General features: G+C 33.7%; 16 protein-coding genes. 13 read left to right on the top strand and 3 right to left on the bottom strand.

Features of this window, described 5'->3' with window-relative positions; all coding sequences use genetic code 11:
* Positions 1 to 666 (bottom strand): N-acetylmuramoyl-L-alanine amidase family protein, encoded by a 666-nt coding sequence (locus I3217_RS05160; RefSeq protein ID WP_435048681.1) that lies wholly within the window; start codon positions 664 to 666, stop codon positions 1 to 3.
* A 167-nt stretch (positions 667 to 833) separates the two neighbouring features.
* On the opposite strand from I3217_RS05160, the gene I3217_RS05155 reads away from it, so the two are divergent.
* The 7 genes from I3217_RS05155 to I3217_RS05125 all read left to right on the top strand — a co-directional run bounded on the left by I3217_RS05155 (position 834) and on the right by I3217_RS05125 (position 7,654).
* Positions 834 to 1,121 carry a hypothetical protein gene (locus tag I3217_RS05155; protein ID WP_435048680.1) on the top strand — a complete coding sequence of 96 codons (288 nt, stop codon included), beginning with the start codon at positions 834 to 836 and terminating at the stop codon, positions 1,119 to 1,121.
* Between the two features lie 288 nt (positions 1,122 to 1,409).
* A complete protein-coding gene (locus I3217_RS05150; RefSeq protein WP_435048679.1) occupies positions 1,410 to 3,815 on the top strand; it encodes a TraG family conjugative transposon ATPase in 2,406 nt (801 codons plus the stop codon).
* 31 nt (positions 3,816 to 3,846) lie between these two features.
* Positions 3,847 to 4,425 carry a conjugal transfer protein gene (locus I3217_RS05145; RefSeq protein WP_435048678.1) on the top strand — a complete coding sequence of 193 codons (579 nt, stop codon included), beginning with the start codon at positions 3,847 to 3,849 and terminating at the stop codon, positions 4,423 to 4,425.
* Position 4,426: 1 nt separating this feature from the next.
* On the top strand, positions 4,427 to 5,266 hold the full coding sequence (locus tag I3217_RS05140) for a hypothetical protein (RefSeq protein ID WP_435048677.1): 840 nt from the start codon (positions 4,427 to 4,429) through the stop codon (positions 5,264 to 5,266).
* A 23-nt stretch (positions 5,267 to 5,289) separates the two neighbouring features.
* Complete coding sequence (locus tag I3217_RS05135; protein WP_435048676.1) at positions 5,290 to 5,901, top strand: conjugal transfer protein TraK; 612 nt, start codon at positions 5,290 to 5,292, stop codon at positions 5,899 to 5,901.
* Positions 5,902 to 5,913: 12 nt separating this feature from the next.
* On the top strand, positions 5,914 to 6,834 hold the full coding sequence (gene traM, locus I3217_RS05130) for a conjugative transposon protein TraM (protein WP_435048675.1): 921 nt from the start codon (positions 5,914 to 5,916) through the stop codon (positions 6,832 to 6,834).
* Positions 6,835 to 6,856: 22 nt separating this feature from the next.
* Positions 6,857 to 7,654: a DUF4138 domain-containing protein gene (locus I3217_RS05125; protein WP_435048674.1), complete on the top strand. Its 798-nt coding sequence runs from the start codon at positions 6,857 to 6,859 to the stop codon at positions 7,652 to 7,654.
* Positions 7,655 to 7,689: 35 nt separating this feature from the next.
* On the opposite strand, the gene I3217_RS05120 is transcribed toward I3217_RS05125, so the two are convergent.
* Positions 7,690 to 8,457, bottom strand: coding sequence for an XRE family transcriptional regulator (locus tag I3217_RS05120; protein WP_435048673.1), 768 nt, complete (start codon positions 8,455 to 8,457; stop codon positions 7,690 to 7,692).
* A 107-nt stretch (positions 8,458 to 8,564) separates the two neighbouring features.
* Here I3217_RS05120 and dinB point away from each other — a divergent pair, with 107 nt between their 5' ends.
* From dinB to I3217_RS05105, 3 genes are all read left to right on the top strand, one after another.
* Positions 8,565 to 9,779, top strand: a complete 1,215-nt coding sequence (dinB, locus tag I3217_RS05115; protein WP_435048672.1) for a DNA polymerase IV — start codon at positions 8,565 to 8,567, stop codon at positions 9,777 to 9,779.
* Between the two features lie 26 nt (positions 9,780 to 9,805).
* On the top strand, positions 9,806 to 12,763 hold the full coding sequence (locus I3217_RS05110; protein ID WP_435048671.1) for a DNA polymerase III subunit alpha: 2,958 nt from the start codon (positions 9,806 to 9,808) through the stop codon (positions 12,761 to 12,763).
* A gap of 71 nt (positions 12,764 to 12,834) precedes the next feature.
* On the top strand, positions 12,835 to 13,569 hold the full coding sequence (locus I3217_RS05105) for an SOS response-associated peptidase (RefSeq protein ID WP_435048670.1): 735 nt from the start codon (positions 12,835 to 12,837) through the stop codon (positions 13,567 to 13,569).
* A gap of 69 nt (positions 13,570 to 13,638) precedes the next feature.
* On the opposite strand, the gene I3217_RS05100 is transcribed toward I3217_RS05105, so the two are convergent.
* Positions 13,639 to 15,663 (bottom strand): hypothetical protein, encoded by a 2,025-nt coding sequence (locus I3217_RS05100; protein WP_435048669.1) that lies wholly within the window; start codon positions 15,661 to 15,663, stop codon positions 13,639 to 13,641.
* Between the two features lie 397 nt (positions 15,664 to 16,060).
* Here I3217_RS05100 and I3217_RS05095 point away from each other — a divergent pair, with 397 nt between their 5' ends.
* The 3 genes from I3217_RS05095 (at position 16,061) to I3217_RS05085 (ending at position 18,573) form a co-directional block, all read left to right on the top strand.
* A complete protein-coding gene (locus I3217_RS05095; RefSeq protein ID WP_435048668.1) occupies positions 16,061 to 16,294 on the top strand; it encodes a hypothetical protein in 234 nt (77 codons plus the stop codon).
* Between the two features lie 425 nt (positions 16,295 to 16,719).
* The gene (locus I3217_RS05090; protein ID WP_435048667.1) at positions 16,720 to 17,274 is read left to right on the top strand and encodes an RNA polymerase sigma factor; all 555 of its coding nucleotides are present in this window, start codon (positions 16,720 to 16,722) and stop codon (positions 17,272 to 17,274) included.
* A 69-nt stretch (positions 17,275 to 17,343) separates the two neighbouring features.
* A complete protein-coding gene (locus I3217_RS05085) occupies positions 17,344 to 18,573 on the top strand; it encodes a FecR family protein (protein ID WP_435048666.1) in 1,230 nt (409 codons plus the stop codon).
* Positions 18,574 to 18,759 lie beyond the last annotated feature (186 nt).

Below are 18,759 nucleotides of genomic sequence, written 5' to 3'. Positions count from 1 at the left end.
TCATAATTTTAGATTTAGATGATTTTTAATCCCCATAAGTATTGCTAATGCTACTGCCTGAATGTGTTTTTTATCTGCCAAGTACATAGATTCATCTTCACTACTGATAAAGCCAGTTTCTATTAGTATTGCTGGATATTGATTGAAGGATTGTGATAAAACACTGTATCTGGCTTTTTTTATCCCTCTGGATAAAAAGCCTAGTTGGAGTCTGAATTCATCTAATATGGATTGTGCTAAATTTTGGGAAACAGTAGTTTGTTGGCCTGTTTTTTTAGTCGTAAAAATCTCAATACCTCTGGCTCCTTTATGAGCTGAATTGCAGTGAATGGATATAAAAGCATCTGCTTTTAATGCAGAGGCTAATTTTCTTCGATCTGCTAGACTAATTAGTGTATCTGAATCTCTGGTCAGGTATAGGTCTAATTCGTTTTTAAAAAACATATTATTCCATTTTTTTAGTTCTAAAGCAATGTCTAAGGTGATGTCTTTTTCTTGCCGGTGTAATCCAAGGGCTCCAGGATCAATACCTCCATGTCCAGGATCAATAACTACAATTTTTTTTAAAGGATAAACCTGTGCATTTACCAAACAGATATTTAAGAGCATCAGAAGAAAACTGACGTTTTTTAGTTTGAATTTTAATTTTTTCATCACGTTTTTCATGTTTTAAGGCTTTGATAATCATACGTTTTATAGGCGTTTGTTTTTAATTGAAATCAAATCAAATCAAAAAATATTATTTATGTAAAATATTGATATTCAGTTGTTTAGATGTAAATATATTGTAATTTTATTTAAGCGATAATGGAATTAATTAAAATATTTTTTACATGAAAAAAGCAACGTATTTAGCAATGATGAGTCTTCTGGTTTCAGGCAATAGTTTTGCTCAGATAGGAGGGATTGAACAATCGGTTAATGATGTGTCTAATACTATTAGAACTATTTTTCCCATCATTTTAGGGGTCATATTCTTAATAGGCTTCCTTTTTAATGCCGGACATTTTTTTGGAGAGAATTCGGATTTGAAAAAAGGAATTACTCGCGTTTTGGTCTTTGTATTAATAGCAGGTGCCGTAGTAGGCATTTTTACTTACCTCATAGGTATAGTGGTGTAGTAATTAATAGCGAAGCAATGAAACAGTTCAAGGTTTATAAAGATATTAGAAAGCAGGCTTTGTTAATGGGATTACCATTAACATTATTCTCACTTTTGATAACCAGTATACTTTTATCTCTACTTGTTGTCATTTTCTCTTTCAGTATTATAACGTTGGTGGTTGTTATGGTTGGTAACCTTGGACTGTACATTGTTTTTACTCAAATGAGCAGGGGTACTTTTCGCGTGTCCTTTAAACGTCATTTTCCAAAAGAAATCAGTATTAAAAATATAAATGTAATCGATTATGAAACGATTGAACCTGATGAGCTATGACCCCATTTTAGATATCCAAAACCATATTGTATTTGCTAGTAATGGCAATATAATACTCTGTTTTGAATGTCTGCTACCCGAAATATATTCACTATCCGAATCTGATTTTGAAGCTTTACATAATATTTGGTTTCAGGCCTTTAAAAGCTTACCAGTCGGCACTATTGTTCATAAACAGGATTGCTATAAGAAAGGGCCCTATAACGGCAATAAGCTTCCTAACGACACCTTTTTAGAAAAGGCCACCTATAAACACTTTAATGGAAGGTCCTACCTGGAGCATCGATCATATGTGTTTTTTAGTCTGCCCCAAAATAAAACGATCTGCCATTCAAAGCATATAAACCCATTTAAGTCAATTCAACAAGGTATTTATAACGCCGTAGATAAACATGTTGAAACATTTATGTCAGCTGTAAATGATGCTGTTTCTTTTGTGAATAATAGCAATAAAATAAAATTATCACCCTTAGAATCTTCGGAAATTCGGCTTTTAACGAAACAGTATTTTAATGGTTTTAAGGCCGATATCTTATGCGATATACAATTGAATATCTCTGATATTACTATTGGTGATTATCAGTTTGATGTTTTGGCCATTAATAATGAAAAGTGTTTCGGAGAGTTTGTGCAAAGCAGTAAACCCAATGATCAATTTACCTCGGATGACTTTGTGTTTCATCAAGGATTTATCGATGGTCTAGGGCTAAAACTCAATGAGAATCATATTGTAAATCAAATTATTTATCTGGATGATAAGCATAAGTGGAGAAGGCTTTTAGAAAAGAAAATTGAAACCCTTAAAAAAAGTGTCAATTTTGGTACTCAGAATAAGGTTATACTTGAAAGGATTAATGAGGTCGTTTCTCAAATAAATGCAGATGATTCTGCTCGAATTATAAGAGGTCATCTCAATGTAATAATCTGGAACCAGGATAGCGAAAAGCTTAAGGCTATAGCTTCTAAGGTTAAGGCAGAGTGCAAGGAACTGGATATAGTTCCCTATTATCCCAAAGGCCAAGACCGTAAGCAGTATTTCTTAAATTCCTTTTTTTGTCATAGTTCTAATTTTTCGAATGAAGATTTATATGTCACAGATCTTAAACACGCCCTGTGCCTTTTTATAAATAATACGAATTACATATGTGATCAAACGGGTGTTATTTTTAATGACAGACAATTTAATATTCCTGTTTTTAAAGATGTATGGGACGAAGATAAAAGGCGAATTAAGGCCAGAAATTTTGCAATTTTTGCTCCAACAGGAGAAGGTAAATCATTTTTAGCCAATAATATTTTAAGGCAGTATTTTGAATCACAGGTGAGACTTGTAATTATCGATCTTGGAGGTTCATATTCAAAATTTGCTAAACTGTATCCGGATGACCATATTATACTGCGTTATGAGCAGGGTAAAAATCTTGGAATTAACCCATTTTATATCGAATCTAAGTCAGATGTTTCTCCAGAACGTTTAGAAGATCTGGCAACATTTTTACTGGAATTGTTGGCTACTGATAAAGTAGCTTCTAAGGCAGAGGAAGTCGCAATTAAAAAAATCCTCCAATATTATTATCAAACCTCAAAAGCTGCTGTGTATTCCTTAGCCGGATTGTACAATTTTGTAGACAGCCATAAAGATGATTTGTTAAAAGCACTTGGCATTCAGGAGCGTTATTTCAATCTATATGATTTTTTACATGTTTTGTCAGAATATGTGGATGAAGGTCTGTATAGCTTTTTGTTCAATACTGAAGAAGACCAAACCTACAAGATAGAAGATAAGCGTCTTATTGTATTTGAACTGGATGAAGTTCGAGACAATAAAGAGATTTTATCTGTGATGCTCAAACTTATCAAGTCAGCCATACAACGTACGATTTGGAGAAATAAAGCAGAGCGCGGTGTTATCTTATTTGATGAATTTGCAAAGCAGCTTAAATTTAAAAATGTATTAGAGAGTGTTGAGTTTTATTATCAGGCTATTAGGAAACAAAATGGCGCTATTGGAATTATTCTTCAATCCATAAATCAACTCCCGGATAATGCGACATCGGCAAGTATTCTGGAAAACACTCAAATCGTCTATAGCCTTCATAATGAAAAGGGCTACGATCAACTTCAAAAACGCCTGAATCTTTCCAGTCATGATTTAAACCAGCTCAAGTCCATTAGAAATAATCTCTCAGGTGAGCGTAAGTATACCGAAATGTTTATAAAAATAGGAAAAGCCAGCAATGTGTTCAGACTGGAGGTTCCTAAAGAGGTCTTTGCAGCTTATCTGACCGATGGAAAGGAAAACGAAGAGATTCTGTCTCTATATAACCAAACTGGCAACATGGAAACAGCTATTAATACTTTTGTCAAGACGATGTAGAATAGAATGAAATGATAAAAAAATGGATGATATGAAATTCAAAAAAAAGATAGTGGGATTAATACTGGTATTGAGTTTGTACGCTATGAATAGTGCAGCTCAAGGGATGCCGGTTTATGATAATACTAATTTTATTAGCCTGGCAAAATCTCTGATAGAATCAGCGAAACAGACCTCTCAATTACTACAGACTGTAAAGTTTTTAAAAGAGCAAAAAGAGCGTATAGAACAGGTTAATGCTGTAGTAAAGCAACTCAGTGCAGTAAAGGCCTTATATAAAAACAATCAGCGACTTTACAATTTAATCCAAGATGACTTGCGGGATATCTTGAACTCACCCCATATCAAACCGGAAGAAGTTCTGCGTATTTCAGAATCCTTCGAGGCGGTTATAAATAAATCTTTGGAAGATCTTGATTTTGTAAGTCAGATTTTATCAAGTGACCTGCTGAAAATGACCGATGCAGAACGTGCCATATTCTTAAACGAAAAGGAAGAAGAGTCAAAACAAATGGTCGTGGAGGTTACTTTAAAAGCCAAACGATATAAAGATATTATAGCCTTTAGAGATTTACAATATCGTATCAATAATAGAGAAACAGACTACTAAGATGGGTGGCGTTTTTTTAGGCATAGGACTAGAGTTTGTAGATGCAGTCTTTACTACTATCAAAGGTAGTGACTTTGCTAACTACACGATAACAGGCATGAAAGCGTTAGCAGTTTTGTTTTTCCTGATTAACATTATAAAAAAGTATAATGAAGGGGTAGCCAGTTATGATGGATATACCTGGGGACTTACTCCAAGAGAGCTTGCAAAGAATTTTACTTTCGTGATATTAGTGATTTTCTCCACACAGGTTTTGGCAGTATTCGATGGGCTTTTGGTAGCAATAGAAACACAGTATAAAGATACGGCTCCGGCACTCCTTCCGCTACAGCTGCAGGAATTGGATATTGAAGCAGATGTGAGTGCCATGGAAGCCGCCAAAAAAGCAATGTCTTTATTATATGAGGCTTTAGTTAGTCCGTTTTTTGGATTACGAATCGTAGCATTTATTCTAGCCCTGTTTTTGTGGCTGTTGGATTTGTTTATCTATCCTTTGTTTTTAGCGGAGCGGTATTTTCTATTAGGTATCATGCAAGCCTTTTTTCCTCTTGTAATCAGTCTTGCAGTGTTTGAAAAGTTTAGAAGTTTAGCCTATAATTTTTTTAAACTCTATGCCGCTGTGTATATGCTGGTGCCAGCCTTTTTTCTAGTCAATGTATTTGTGAATCAATTGTACACAGAAATCAATGCAAACTTCTGGTCGTATTTATTTGGAACAGATTGGGGGAGTCATCTTTTTGCGCCAGTAATTGAATTAGGGTCTATAGGCTTTATAGTGCTACTAAAATTTAAACTGTATAGAAAAGCAACATCTTTTACAATCAAACTATTTGCAAACTAATAAATCATTCATATTTCAAGCTTATGAAAACAGCGTATAAAGATATTTACAGTGTATTAAAATTAAATCGATTTGTTGTTCTTGCTGTCACTACAGCTGCTACTGTTATTAGTGTGGTTGCGATTGTTTTGGTGGTTAAGCAACATAAAAGCATGCTAGAGCATGCTTTTGCTATAAGTACTGAAGGAAATGTCATACCCCTGAAATTAGTTACTCAGTATGAGAATTTAGAAGTAGAAGCTTTAGCGCATTTGGAATTATTTCATAATTACTTCTATGATATAGATGCCAGTAATTACCAGCGTCAGACAGAAAAGGCTTTATGGTTGGGCAATAGTTCTGTTGATGCTTTGTATAGGCAGAAAAAAGCAGATGGAGTCTATAATCGTTTGCTGCAATATTCCTTAGTACAAAAAGTGACCAGTGTTAAATCAACGATTAATATTCAAAAATCACCATATGAATTTCATACAACTACGGTCTTTGAAATTAATAGAGGTTCAATAGTGGATCATTATGAATTAATTACTACAGGGACTTTAATTCATGTGGATCGCAATTTTCCTAATAATACCCATGGATTATTAATAACAGATTTTTTTGAACATACCCTAAGAAAGTTAGAAACAGAATAAATGTAACATGATATGAAACTAGAAAAAAACAAAATCGTATTCGGAGGTCTTATACTTTGTGTATTACTGTTCATAGGGGCCTATGGCATTATGCTTATCGAAAAGGAAGAACCTGTATTAATTGAAGTGAATCAAATTCCAGTTCCAGAACTTGAAATGGAACAAAAACAATATGAATCAAAATTAGAAGCTATAAATGATTTAAAAGAAGTAAAGCAAACTAATGCTCCCAGTATTTATGATGAACGGTTCTTGGATTCTATAGGGGTGTTTAATCCTGATTTACCTGAGACAGAAAAACTAGAGATAATTGATAGTATATACAAAAACAGTAAAATATATTATTCAGATCAAAAGCAGGTGAATCCAGTTCCTGATTCTTTAAACTCTGTTACCAGTGAAGTAGCGGAAGGCGTTGAAAACATGAAATCTGATTATAAAGTAGCAGTTAAAAAACTAGGATTGGAGCATCAATTATTTTTTGCCTCAAACCCCGAGGAAATTAAAGGTAGTAATGCCCTTGTTTATGTTGCAGCTATAGTTGATGGCACACAAACTGTAAAGCCTAATTATAGAATTAGAATGAGATTACTGAATGAAACTGAAATTAACGGGAGGATGTTTGATAAAAACACCCCGGTTTATGGAATAGTGAATTTTAAACCTAATAGAACCCTAATCAACATCAATTATATAAATCATTTTCCGGTAAAATTAAAAGCCTATGACTGGCAGGATGGAGAAGAAGGGATATATGTACGTAATGGATTCAGAGCAGAGGCAACTACAGAAGTTATTGGAGATTTGGTAGAGGATATTAATATTGCCGGCGTACCACAGCTGGAAGGCGTGAAAAAGATTTTTCAGAGAAATAACCGAAGTATTAAGGTTAGCGTATTGGGGAATTATAAATTATATCTAAAAGAGTTTTAATGACTATAAATTAAAGAAGAATATGAAAAAGTATTGTTTTATAATGTTTTATGTGTTGACGTGTATTTCGACTACAGCCCAGGATTATGCGGAGTTAGATACCATAATGGTTAATGATTATATGAATGTTACTTTGTTTTTTCCAAAGCCTATTCGTCAGGGAATAACAGGATCCGAAAACTTTGTGTTTACGTATAATAGAGAGCACAAACAGCATTTTGGACTTTTACAGGGGAGAACAGGGAAAGCTAGTAATCTATTAGTAATTACAGATGATGGTCAGGTGTATTCTTATATTATCAAGTATGCTGATTCTATCTTCAGACATAATTATTTTTTGAATAAGTTGGAAAGTGTTGGAAACGAAATCCCGAAAGTCTTACCCGATGGAGAAATCAAAAAGGAGACCGCCAGGACCATGGATTTTACTTATTACGATAAATTCAGTAGATATTTTTTGAGTCAAAACGCCTCTGGAGGTAAATCAAAATGTCAAGATGGTATAGGTTTGAAACTTATAGAAATAAAATATCATAGAGATGCTGTTTATTTAATTTTAGAAATAGAAAACAGATCTGAAATTGATTTTGAGATTGATTATTTAAAGGTTTTTAAAGTGGCGTCTAGTAAAAGCCGAAAGTCGTCCTTTCAAAAATTAAAATTGAATGTTCTTTATAAATGTAATGAGCCAAATGTGGTTTTGAAATCCAGGTCCAAGCGGTTTGTTTATGTTATACCAAAGTTTACATTAGGAAATTATGAGAAACTGCAATTGGAATTGCACGAGGAGCATGGTAGTAGACAGGTTTTGTTAAATTAAGTTTTGATTGAAGTGTCTTTATTTAATTAAGAGTGTTATTTTACTAATTGTTCTAAAGCTTTAAGTTCTACACCAAGGGTGTTAAACATTTGAATGATACTGCTTATTTTCAGTTCCTGTTCGTCGTATTCTTGGGTGTTGATACTGCATGTAAACTCCCAAAGTTCCAAAACATCATCTATCACAACGTCATAAGGTTCGTAAGTCGTGTTATCCGAGACTAAACGCAAAGTATTATTCGTTTCAATATGATTATACACACGCTTATACACCATGCCTTCATTTTTGGTAATTAGCACATAGGTACGCCCGCTTGCAATATCCTGTCTGCTATCCACAAAACGTCCAATCACATAAGCTCCAGGCTTTATGGGAAGCATAGAGTCACCTTTAATAGGAAATGCACGATGTTTCCCTGTAGGGAGAAAAGGTAACTTGATTTTCTGTAATTGCTCAATATATTCAGGATCATCGTACCCTGCCAAATAGCCAGCACTGGCTTTTACAGGTACCACTTCAATCAAATCATCATTATCATTATCTACCGTAATCGGAAATAAGACCCTTTGATTTCCAATTTCTATAAAAGAAGCATCATGACCTTTAGTTAAATCTTTCCGCAACAAAATATCTATGGGTAATTTAAAATAGTCCGAAAGAGCAATTAAAAATTCGATGGTCGGTGCTGAACGGCCTTCCTCATAAGAACTAATCCTAGAGCGTGTCACTTTCAAGTCTTCTGCTAGCATTTCCTGCGTTAAACGCTTTATCTGGCGTAAGTGTTTTAGGTTATTAGAAATCATTTTTTTAACAAATACTTTTTACTTAAAATGATATGTTTTGGTGTTAAAATTAGATTTTGCTACAAATGTAAGCAATAAATGGTTGTATATGTAACTAATTTTGTAGCATGAATAAAAATATACTACATATGGATCTCGATACCTTTTTTGTGTCTTGTGAACGACTTATAGATAGTCGTTTACAAAAACGACCAATTTTGGTTGGTGGCACAGGAGATCGCGGTGTGGTATCGGCTTGTAGTTATGAGACGAGAAAATTTGGTGTGCATTCGGGCATGTCTATGAAAGTGGCTCGACGACTCTGTCCTGAGGCCGTGGTTATTCGTGGCAATGCCTCGTTATATTCAAAATATTCACATCAGGTAACAGACATAATTAAAGAAAAAGTACCTGTTTTTGAAAAAGCGAGCATCGATGAATTTTATGCCGATTTAACGGGTATGGACAAGTTTTTTGGCTGCTATAAATACGCGTCGGAATTAAGATCAACCATTATAAAAGAAACCGGATTACCTATTTCATTCGGACTTTCATCCAATAAAATCGTCTCTAAAGTGGCTACAGGAGAAGCTAAGCCTAATAATAAATTACAAATAGGGCATGGGTATGAAAAGGCATTTTTAGCACCGTTAGCTATTCAGAAAATTCCATCTGTAGGAACCAAAACGTATCAGACTTTACGTAATCTGGGGATCGATAAAATCAGTGTCATTCAGCAAATGCCTGTGGAAATGCTTACCAGTGTATTAGGCGTTAACGGACGTACCATCTGGAAACGCGCTTTGGGTATTGATAATCCGCCGCTGATTCCATTTCACGAACGTAAATCTATTTCTATGGAACGCACCTTTGGAAAAGATACCATCGATATAGATAAACTCCGCACTACCATTTTCGCTATGGCAGAAAGTTTAGTATATCAGCTGCGAAAAGGTAATAAACTAGCGGCTTGTATTAGTGTAAAAATCCGTTATTCCGATTTCAACACCTATTCCAAACAAATGCAAATCCCGTATTCCAATGCCGACCATGTGATTACTCCTCGGTTGGTGGAATTGTTCGAGAACCTCTATCAACGTCGCTTGTTAATCCGTTTGGTAGGTGTGAAATTGAGTAATCTGGTATCTGGTAATTATCAAATTAATCTTTTCGACGATACCGAAGAGATGCTCAACCTTTACAATGCGATGGATAAAATCAGAAATCGATTTGGTGAACATAGCATCCAAAAAGCATCAGCCTTAGGAGCAAAAAACATTGGTGGAACACAGAATCCCTTTAATGGCGAACCTCCTATTGTTTTAGCGCATCGTACACAGTAATACCTATAAAAGTTACACATATAGCAATGTATCTCAATTGCCATACATACTATTCTTTGCGTTTTGGAACGTTTTCTGAAATTGAGCTATTAGAATTAGCACAAATACATAGCGTACATACTTTGGTGTTAACCGATATCAACAATACTTCGGCGTGTTTAAATTTCATTAGAAAAGCGTCCGAGTACAATATCAAACCAGTTGTCGGCATTGATTTTAGAAACGGTGCCACTCAACATTTTGTGGGAATTGCCAGGAATAATTTAGGTTTTCAAGAATTAAACACATTATTATCAACATATAGTCATAACAAACAAAGCGTTCCAAACCAAGCACCAGAATTAAACAATGCCTACATTATTTACCCGTTTGAAGCAGTTTTAGAACAGGATAAAACCAATTTTAAAGCCAATGAATTCATCGGTGTTTCGATAACAGAACTTCGAAAACTCCGATTTACCAAATACATTCAGTTCACAGATAAATTAGTCATTCAACAGCAAGTAACGGTTCGAAATAAACGCGATTTTAACGCTCATCGTTTACTCCGGGCCATCGATAATAACACCCTTTTGAGCAAACTTCAAAAAACGGAAGAGTGTAATCCAAACGATATCATGCTTCCGCTTTCAGAATTGGAACAAGCGTTTGCAGATTTCCCATTTATTATAGAAAACACCAAGCAACTTCTGGAGCAATGTCACATCCATTTCACTTTTGGACCTAATCGCATTTCTCAAAATCAGCAAACCTATTTAGAGTCTAAAGCAGCTGACTTTGAATACCTGGAAAAATTGTGTAGCGATAAGCTTTCCAAACGCTACAGTAAGCCTAATGCTAAAGTGAAAACGCGATTACAAACCGAACTGCAAACTATAAAGACCATGGATTTTGTGTCGTACTTTCTCATTAATTACGACATTATAAGTTATGCTAAATCCCAAGGCTATATTCATGTAGGGCGGGGTAGTGGTGCAAATAGTATTGTAGCCTATATTATCGGGATCACCGATGTAGACCCCATAGAACTGGATTTGTATTTTGAGCGCTTTATTAATCCCTTTAGGGCATCGCCACCAGATTTCGATATCGACTTTTCGTGGAAAGACCGTGAGGATATTACGCAGTATATTTTTAAGCGGTTCAATAATGTGGCTTTGTTGGCAACTTACAACACATTTAAATATCGAGCAGTCGTTCGTGAATTGGGAAAGGTATTCGGATTGCCCAAAGAGGAAATTGATAAACTAGCGGCTGATAAACACCAGACACAAGCTTTAGACGAGATGTCCTGTCTGGTGATCAAATATAGCAGGCTTATTCAAGGTTTTCCCAACCATTTAAGTGTGCATTCTTGTGGCATCCTAATTTTACAAGAACCCATTCATTATTATTCAGCAACCGATTTGCCGCCGAAAGGTTTCCCAACGGTACAATTCGATATGATTATAGCAGAAGATACCGGTATCTTTAAATTCGACATCCTTGGGCAACGTGGCTTAGCAAAAATTAAAGAAGCTATTGAGATCATACATTACAACCGTCCAGAAGTACCGCCAATTGATATTACGCAAGTGGAACAATTAAAAAAGGATCGTAATATCAATGAGCTATTAAAAAGTGGAAGAGCTATTGGTGCGTATTACGTGGAATCGCCAGCTATGCGTGGTCTCATGCAAAAGTTGCAAACACAGGATTATATCGGACTCGTAGCTGCGAGTTCCATTATCCGTCCAGGGGTGTCCAGTTCGGGTATGAAGCAGGAATACATCAAACGTCAACGTTACCCTGAAACGCGAAAACAAGCCAATCCTAAACTCTTGGAGATTATGCCGGAAACCTATGGTATTATGGTCTATCAGGAAGATGTGTTAAAAGTCGCCAACCAGTTTGCTGATTTAACCTTAGGAGAGGCCGATGTACTTCGCCGTGGTATGAGTGGTAAGTTCCGTTCTAGAGAAGAATTTGTTGCTGTAGAAGAAAAATTTATTAATAACTGTAAAGCGAAAGGCTATCCAGACGAGCTCACCATGACGGTATGGAATCAAATTAAAAGCTTCGCGGGTTATGCCTTTGCTAAAGGGCATTCCGCATCCTATGCGGTGGAAAGTTATCAAAGTCTGTATTTAAAATGCTACTATCCCTTAGAGTTTATGGTGGCGGTACTCAATAATGGTGGCGGTTTTTACAGCGCCGAACATTATATTCATGAAGCTAAAATGTGGGGAGCAGAGGTACAGCCACCTTGTATCAATACCAGCGAACATTACAACATCATTAAAGGTAAAACGATTTACTTGGGTTTAGGCTATCTAAAAAGTCTGGAAACCTTGGTGATAAAACGCCTCTTGACAGAACGGAATTTCAATGGCACATTCACGTCTTTAGCCGATGTCATAGATCGTGTTGCTATTAGCATCGAACAACTCACTATTCTCATTCGAATTGATGCATTGCGGTTTACAGGGCAACCAAAAACAGAACTGCTATGGCAAGCTATTTTTAAATGCAATGCGAACAAAGCGAAAACTGTACAGTCTAAACTTTTTAAACCACAACAAAAAACGTTTGTCTTGCCAAGTTTGCAAACCTCGATCATAGAAGATGCCTACGACCAAATTGAATTACTGGGTTTTCCCTTGTGTTCCTATTTTAGTCTGATAAACGAAAGCCTGCAACCACACATTAAAGCCAAAGACCTAAAGTACCACATCAATAAAAAGGTATTGATATACGGTGTACTAGTCAACACCCGATTTCATAAAACGTCACAGGGCAAACGCATTCGCTTTTGTACATTCACTGACCAGGAAGGGCATTATTTCGACACGGTACACTTCACGAAAGTCGTACACCAATATCCAATCTACGGAATTGGCGTGTATGCCTGTTACGGTACCGTAACGTCTGATTTCGATTTCTGCAGTCTGGATATTATTTGGAGTCGGAAATTAGGGGTGATTGCAGATCCGAGAGGTGAGTAAAGGTTAACTATTTGTGTATGATGGTTTTCGACGGATAAATGTGCTATCTTTAAGTAGTTAATTGTAATATTATGTGTTTTCATATTTCTGTCTGGGAAGAACCAGAATATTGGGAAAGAAAGTTTAAGGTTAAAATTAGTGATGAAAGAATCCGACCGGTAATGCGTAAACCTCAATATCATCTTAATGGCTTTTCTCATCCAAATATGTTAGTTATCCCACAACAATATCCTGAAGTATTGGCTCCAGGAGTTTGGGGGATAGTTCCTGAGGATAAATCTCCCGATGAAATAAAATCTTATTATAAAGAAGCTATTCCATATGGAGGTGGTTTAAATGCCAGGGCAGAAAAATTGTTTAATCATTTTATTTATAAACGTGTTATTCGAAACCAACGCTGTATAATTCCTATAAATGGTTACTTTGACCCCCATGAATATCAAAACAAGAAATTTCCTTTTTATATTCAAAATATAAAAAATGAACCATTGGCATTGGCGGGCATTTATACCTTAATTGGTACTTATATTACTTTTGCAATCATCACTAAGCAGGCCTCTCCTTTGCTAGCTAAAGTACACAATGTTAAAAAAAGACAACCATTAATATTAGATACAGAAAATATTAATAACTGGTTGGATTCTACCATTTCAGACTCTGAAATTTTAGAAACTATTAATTTTGAGTATCCTGAAAGTATGATTAAAATTCATTCTGTAAGCAAAGATTTGTTTAGTCCTAAAGTAAATAGTAATGTTAAAACCATTGTGAATGAGGTGAAATATGAGGGAGTGTCGGTTATTTAAATAGATTTTTTAAAAGTTTAAATAGTTCAGTATTTTGGGGCAGCCCACATGTCTAAAATGCTTTTATGTTTATGCGAAAAGTTTGTCAAAAAATGCACTATGTCTATTTTGGGCTATATCTAATAATTTTCTAAATGTCATAACTTCAATATGCATATTTAATTCAGACTGAATTTTGTAATAAGTTCCAAATGGAGTTTTTTTCCATCCTTTTCCTTCGTTAAATTTCGCTAAAAGTGGTGGAATTACGTCTAATACTATGAATCCAAATTTTGGGGTGTTTTCCGTTATTATAACGTGATTTCCTTTATAATTTTTTTTGTCTTGTTTGTAAAGAAATTCATCAAAATAGGGTTCCACTAAATCAGAGAATTGCCATCTATAATCTCCTTTGTTTTTCTGATGAGCAATCTCTCCTGGACGCTTAAACTCAAAAATTACCATTGAATTGACATCTCCTGCACTTCTATTTCCAAAACTAATTGGATTATCAAACATTTCTGGGGTATCTGTCAAAAGTAAATCAGGTTCTTTACTACTTTTCTTCTGTGAAAAAGATGTTATGGATTTATCTGAAGCGATAAACTTATAATTAATAAACCTTTCGTCCAATAGCCATAGATTATGGTTCTCGTATGAAGTTTGATCATTTGTCAAACCCATTGGGAAAATTATGTTGTGAACATCTTCTTCTAATTTATATTTACCTTCTTCATCAGCATCTAAAAATTTCTCGAACAATTGGATTATTGCTTTACGCCTAGTCATATAATCCGCTAAACTGTCAATGTCGTACGCAGTTTTTTCTCTTAGATCATCTTTTATCTTCTCAATTGAATCTTCATTAATATGTTTTTCCGAAATGAATTTTTCTATATGTTTTTCAACTTTTTTACGTGCCGAATATGAAATTTTATATAAATGTTCTTCTAGTTTATCTTCCGAAAGATTTGGTGGAATAGAATCTAAAATTGCAGGATTTTTTAAAAAACTCCTGTATCTAGGAGCATTGTCAATAATGTAATTTTCTATTTGCTTTTGACTTTTAATTTTAGCGTCTTTTACAAATTGGTTATATTCATCTTCTAAAACTTCCGTTAGTTTTTCTTCAATATCTTGGAATGTAACTTGTTCCGAATTGTCAAACAGTAGATTTTCGTTTTCTTTTGGAATATTAAACCCGTTTCTAGTGCTAAACACTTTTTGATTTAAATATTCAGACACTACATAAACATCTAAAAAATATAAATTACCGTTTTTAGAAATTGGATAATTAAATAGGCTATTAAAATTTTTAATATTTTTTGGATTACCAACCACTCGTGAGTTCGCACAATAAGAAACATAATTGTTTTTTCTATTTCCCTCTTTTAGTGTTTTAGTAATGAAAATTTTGAAAGGATGATTTTTTACAGTAAATGTTCTTTCTTTTTCTTTTGAAACTCTTTCAAAAAGGTCATTAATGTATTCTGCTTCTTTGCCGTCTTCATCATAAACGACGATACTGGGTAAGGAATCATTTAGGTAATAAATTAAACAATGTTCCATAATTTTTTCTGAAATCTGATTTAATGATAAAGCAGATTTTTCTTTAATTATTTCATTAAAGCAGTTACTTAATTCAACAGTTGTTTTTGATTCCGGTTTGTCAGAAATCTCGAATTTTATTGGTTTGAGTTCATCATTCGAGTTAAATTCAAATTCTCTATAATGCCAATTTCCATTTTCGAAATAGTTACTTCTTGTTTTTAAGTTTTCAAATGCAGCCAAAACTGTAAATCTACCGATGCCTTTGCAACCAAATTTTTTATTTATTTTTGAGAAAGGTGTTTCAAATGATTTGTAATTTTTAGCGTTGAAACCAATTCCATTATCAGTAATAATAAAGCTTTCAATAGTTTTTATATTTTCGAAGTTTGTTTGTTTTGGTGTATTACCTCGAATTATTTTTACTTGAATAATTTTTTGATCATCTGGTTTGTCCGATTGTTGCAAGCTAATAACAGAATTTACTATACATTCCATCATTGGTAATAGAACGTCATCAGCTGTTAAATCAACAGTTTCAACAATATTTTCTACAGGTACAATCATTCTTTATAGTTCGTTTTTAGTAATATAGGCAACGTTATCGGCTATGATTTCGTTACGGAGAAATCTGCAGAATTCTTTCCGACACTGTCCGAAGATAGCAAAAATGTGTTGAATTTCGCTTAGGGATTTAACCTCAATTAAAAATAGCCATTATTGTTAGCTACAGTTTTTTCTTCTTCTAATTCTAATGTATTTATTGATAAGATTTAAAATGCGTGAACGATTTTTGTTCTGTAAGTAAATCGGGTGTATTTCTCTCTTTTCAGATATTCTAATATGTCAGAAGACCATAATTCTATTTTTAATGTCAAAATAAAAATCGTGAGCAAGATTATTTCTTAATTTATTTCTCTTTTTAAGAGAATAAACAAAGGAAGCTAGTCCTGAAAAGCAAGGGATGTCTTTGGCAGGTGTGGGAAATAACATGGCAGGTAATCTTTCATACGACATGTTAAAATCTATGTGGACACCAACCGAGAATAAACCAGCTTCTAAAAAAGATATAGGAGAACTTAAAAACTTAATATTAGGAGGCAGACACTTACCTGTAAATAATGTGCCCAAGGATAGATATGGAAGATCAGCGTCTTACGATGTTAACACGGGGAATGTAGTTTTTATGAAGGTCTAAGATGTAGTAACCTTATGCTAGGATAATACAATTTGTAGTCATTTTGGTTTACAGGCTTTGTCTACTTTGGAAAACAAAAAAATACCATAAAAGGTCATTTATATATTTTAACATATAATATTACAGGGAGGTCTCATATTGTAAGAAATAAGCAAACTTTAGCGGATGGCATAAAACTGTATTTTGATATGAAAATAGTTCAATTTTTATGCCTTTAAATAGTTTTAGATAATTTGAACTATAACTTTGAAAGCTCCTTTTTTCTATAAAAATGATGATAAATTGTTTGTAAATAGCGTTCTATTTTGAATTATTTAAAAAAATAAATAGTAATCTGTCTACTTTAGTATACGTTTATCCTTGTCTTAACTTTAAATTATATATTAGCGCGATATTTTATTGAAAAGTATATTAAGTTTTTACTAATGATGCGTGATTATGATTTAAATATCCTAAAGAAATTAAAGGGAGGAGATGCTTCCGGTTATAAGGAATTGTTTGATTTGTATTATATGCCGTTATGTATTTATGCTCTGAAATTTTGTGATTCTTATGACGCGGCTGAAGATATAGTTCAGGAATTATTTGTTAAATTCTGGGATGATAAAATCTATTTGAAATTAGATACAGCCATAAGCCCTTATCTTTTTAGGGCAGTTAAAAACAATTCTTTACAGCTAATTCAAAAGTATAAAAAAATTTACTTCGAAGAGCTGGAGGCTCAGGTTGAATCTTTAATAGAAGAAGATCAAGAAGATTTGTCAATAGAAGAAAGTAGACAAAAACTTTTACAACAAATTGAGACTTTACCAGATAAAAGCAAAGAAGTTTTTAAAGCTATAGTATTTGATAATTTAAAATATAAGGAAGTAGCAGAACAGTTAGATATATCTGTGAATACTGTAAAAACTCATTACTCTAGGGCATTGAAAAAACTTCGGGAATCTTTAGATTTAATTGTTTATTTATTATTAGTTTAAAAAAAAAAACTTTAAATTTTTGTCACCCATTTTAACTTTTTGTTATTTAATAAGTACAAGAGGTGAATAATGGATATAAAAAAACGCGATATACAAGTTTTAATTTTAGAATATGCTACTCAAGAAATTAGTCAGGAGAACTTACAGGTTTTAAAGGACTGGATTTCTAAATCAAAAGAGAATGAAATATTCTTTATAGAGAATCTTCAAATTTATAAACGTTCAAGGCAATTAGGATTAAGTAGAAAACTTAATAAAGACAAAGCCTGGAAACACATTGTATCTCAGCTACAGACGCCTTTAAATATAAATACTAAGCAGAAGTCTAAATCAGGAGTGTTTATGCTTCCTAACAAGTTTCTTTACTATGCAGCGGCTGTTTTAGTTGTAGCTCTGTTAAGTGCTCCCTTTCTAGTTGCAAAAAAGAATGTTATTGAAACAAATATCACAGAGCAAAATATTAATTCGATAATATTACCAGGTAGTGATCAGGCAAGGCTGACTTTGGGAGATGGTGAAGAAGTGGTTTTAGGTAAGGGAACTTCTTTTAATAAAAATAATATACACAGTAGCGGAACAGCATTGGTTTACGATAAAGAGACAGGTCTTGAGGATTTAGTGTTTAATTATTTAACTATTCCTACAGGAGGCCAGTTTTACTTAGAACTATCAGACGGAACTAAAGTCTGGTTAAATTCTGAGACTCAATTAAAATATCCTGAAACATTTTCAAATGAAGAACCAAGAACAGTAGAGTTAGTTTATGGAGAAGCCTATTTTGAAGTTTTTAAGGATGAGCAGAAACCATTTATTGTTAATACACAATATGGGAATGTTAAAGTGTTAGGAACTCATTTTAATATAAGCGCATATGAAGATGAAATTGATTTTATTACCACTTTAATTGAAGGGAAGGTACAGGTTAATATTCAGGAAACGGACCTAGAAGGAAATTCTGAGAAAAATATAGTGTTACATCCAAATCAGCAGGTATTTTATAATGAAAATTTATCGCAAAAATACAGTGTAACTGCTGTTGATGCTAAAATTTATAGTTCTTGGAAAGATGGAAGCTTCTATTTTGATGATGAATCTCTGGATAATATATTAAGGAAAATGTCTAGATGGTACAATTTTGATGTTCGATTTAAAGATGAAACTTTAAAAACCAAGCGATTTAAGGGGATGGTAATGAAAGATAAAACCCTAAATTATTTATTAGACATAATTAGTCAAACCGCAGAAATTAAATATAAAATAACCGTAAAAAATAACAGAAATGAAGTAGAGATATATTAATAAAATACACCAGAAAATGCGCCAACATTTTCCGGTGTTAAGACGTTCAGTCGTTTTAACCGCATGTAATTAAATTAAAAAACTAAACATCCAAATGTATGAAAAATAAATTTTCTAAGATCCCTCTTAGAAGGCAAACTCGCTATTGGGATCAATTTCTTAATCTCATGAGAAAAACCTTAATCC

The sequence above is a fragment of the Formosa sp. S-31 genome (assembly GCF_051172795.1).
In the GTDB taxonomy this organism is placed as follows: Bacteria; Bacteroidota; Bacteroidia; order Flavobacteriales; family Flavobacteriaceae; genus Formosa.
This window is presented reverse-complemented; position numbering and strand designations above follow the sequence as displayed.

Bases quoted from the DNA above. Each gene is read 5' to 3' on its own strand.
- I3217_RS05090 (WP_435048667.1), top strand. From the start codon at position 16,720: ATGATGCGTGATTATGATTTAAATATCCTAAAGAAATTAAAGGGAGGA.
- I3217_RS05160 (WP_435048681.1), bottom strand. From the start codon at position 666: ATGAAAAACGTGATGAAAAAATTAAAATTCAAACTAAAAAACGTCAGT.
- I3217_RS05110 (WP_435048671.1), top strand. From the start codon at position 9,806: ATGTATCTCAATTGCCATACATACTATTCTTTGCGTTTTGGAACGTTT.
- I3217_RS05155 (WP_435048680.1), top strand. From the start codon at position 834: ATGAAAAAAGCAACGTATTTAGCAATGATGAGTCTTCTGGTTTCAGGC.
- I3217_RS05120 (WP_435048673.1), bottom strand. From the start codon at position 8,457: ATGATTTCTAATAACCTAAAACACTTACGCCAGATAAAGCGTTTAACG.
- dinB (WP_435048672.1), top strand. From the start codon at position 8,565: ATGAATAAAAATATACTACATATGGATCTCGATACCTTTTTTGTGTCT.
- I3217_RS05095 (WP_435048668.1), top strand. From the start codon at position 16,061: ATGTCTTTGGCAGGTGTGGGAAATAACATGGCAGGTAATCTTTCATAC.
- I3217_RS05140 (WP_435048677.1), top strand. From the start codon at position 4,427: ATGGGTGGCGTTTTTTTAGGCATAGGACTAGAGTTTGTAGATGCAGTC.
- I3217_RS05150 (WP_435048679.1), top strand. From the start codon at position 1,410: ATGAAACGATTGAACCTGATGAGCTATGACCCCATTTTAGATATCCAA.
- I3217_RS05125 (WP_435048674.1), top strand. From the start codon at position 6,857: ATGAAAAAGTATTGTTTTATAATGTTTTATGTGTTGACGTGTATTTCG.
- I3217_RS05105 (WP_435048670.1), top strand. From the start codon at position 12,835: ATGTGTTTTCATATTTCTGTCTGGGAAGAACCAGAATATTGGGAAAGA.
- I3217_RS05145 (WP_435048678.1), top strand. From the start codon at position 3,847: ATGAAATTCAAAAAAAAGATAGTGGGATTAATACTGGTATTGAGTTTG.
- traM (WP_435048675.1), top strand. From the start codon at position 5,914: ATGAAACTAGAAAAAAACAAAATCGTATTCGGAGGTCTTATACTTTGT.
- I3217_RS05085 (WP_435048666.1), top strand. From the start codon at position 17,344: ATGGATATAAAAAAACGCGATATACAAGTTTTAATTTTAGAATATGCT.
- I3217_RS05135 (WP_435048676.1), top strand. From the start codon at position 5,290: ATGAAAACAGCGTATAAAGATATTTACAGTGTATTAAAATTAAATCGA.
- I3217_RS05100 (WP_435048669.1), bottom strand. From the start codon at position 15,663: ATGATTGTACCTGTAGAAAATATTGTTGAAACTGTTGATTTAACAGCT.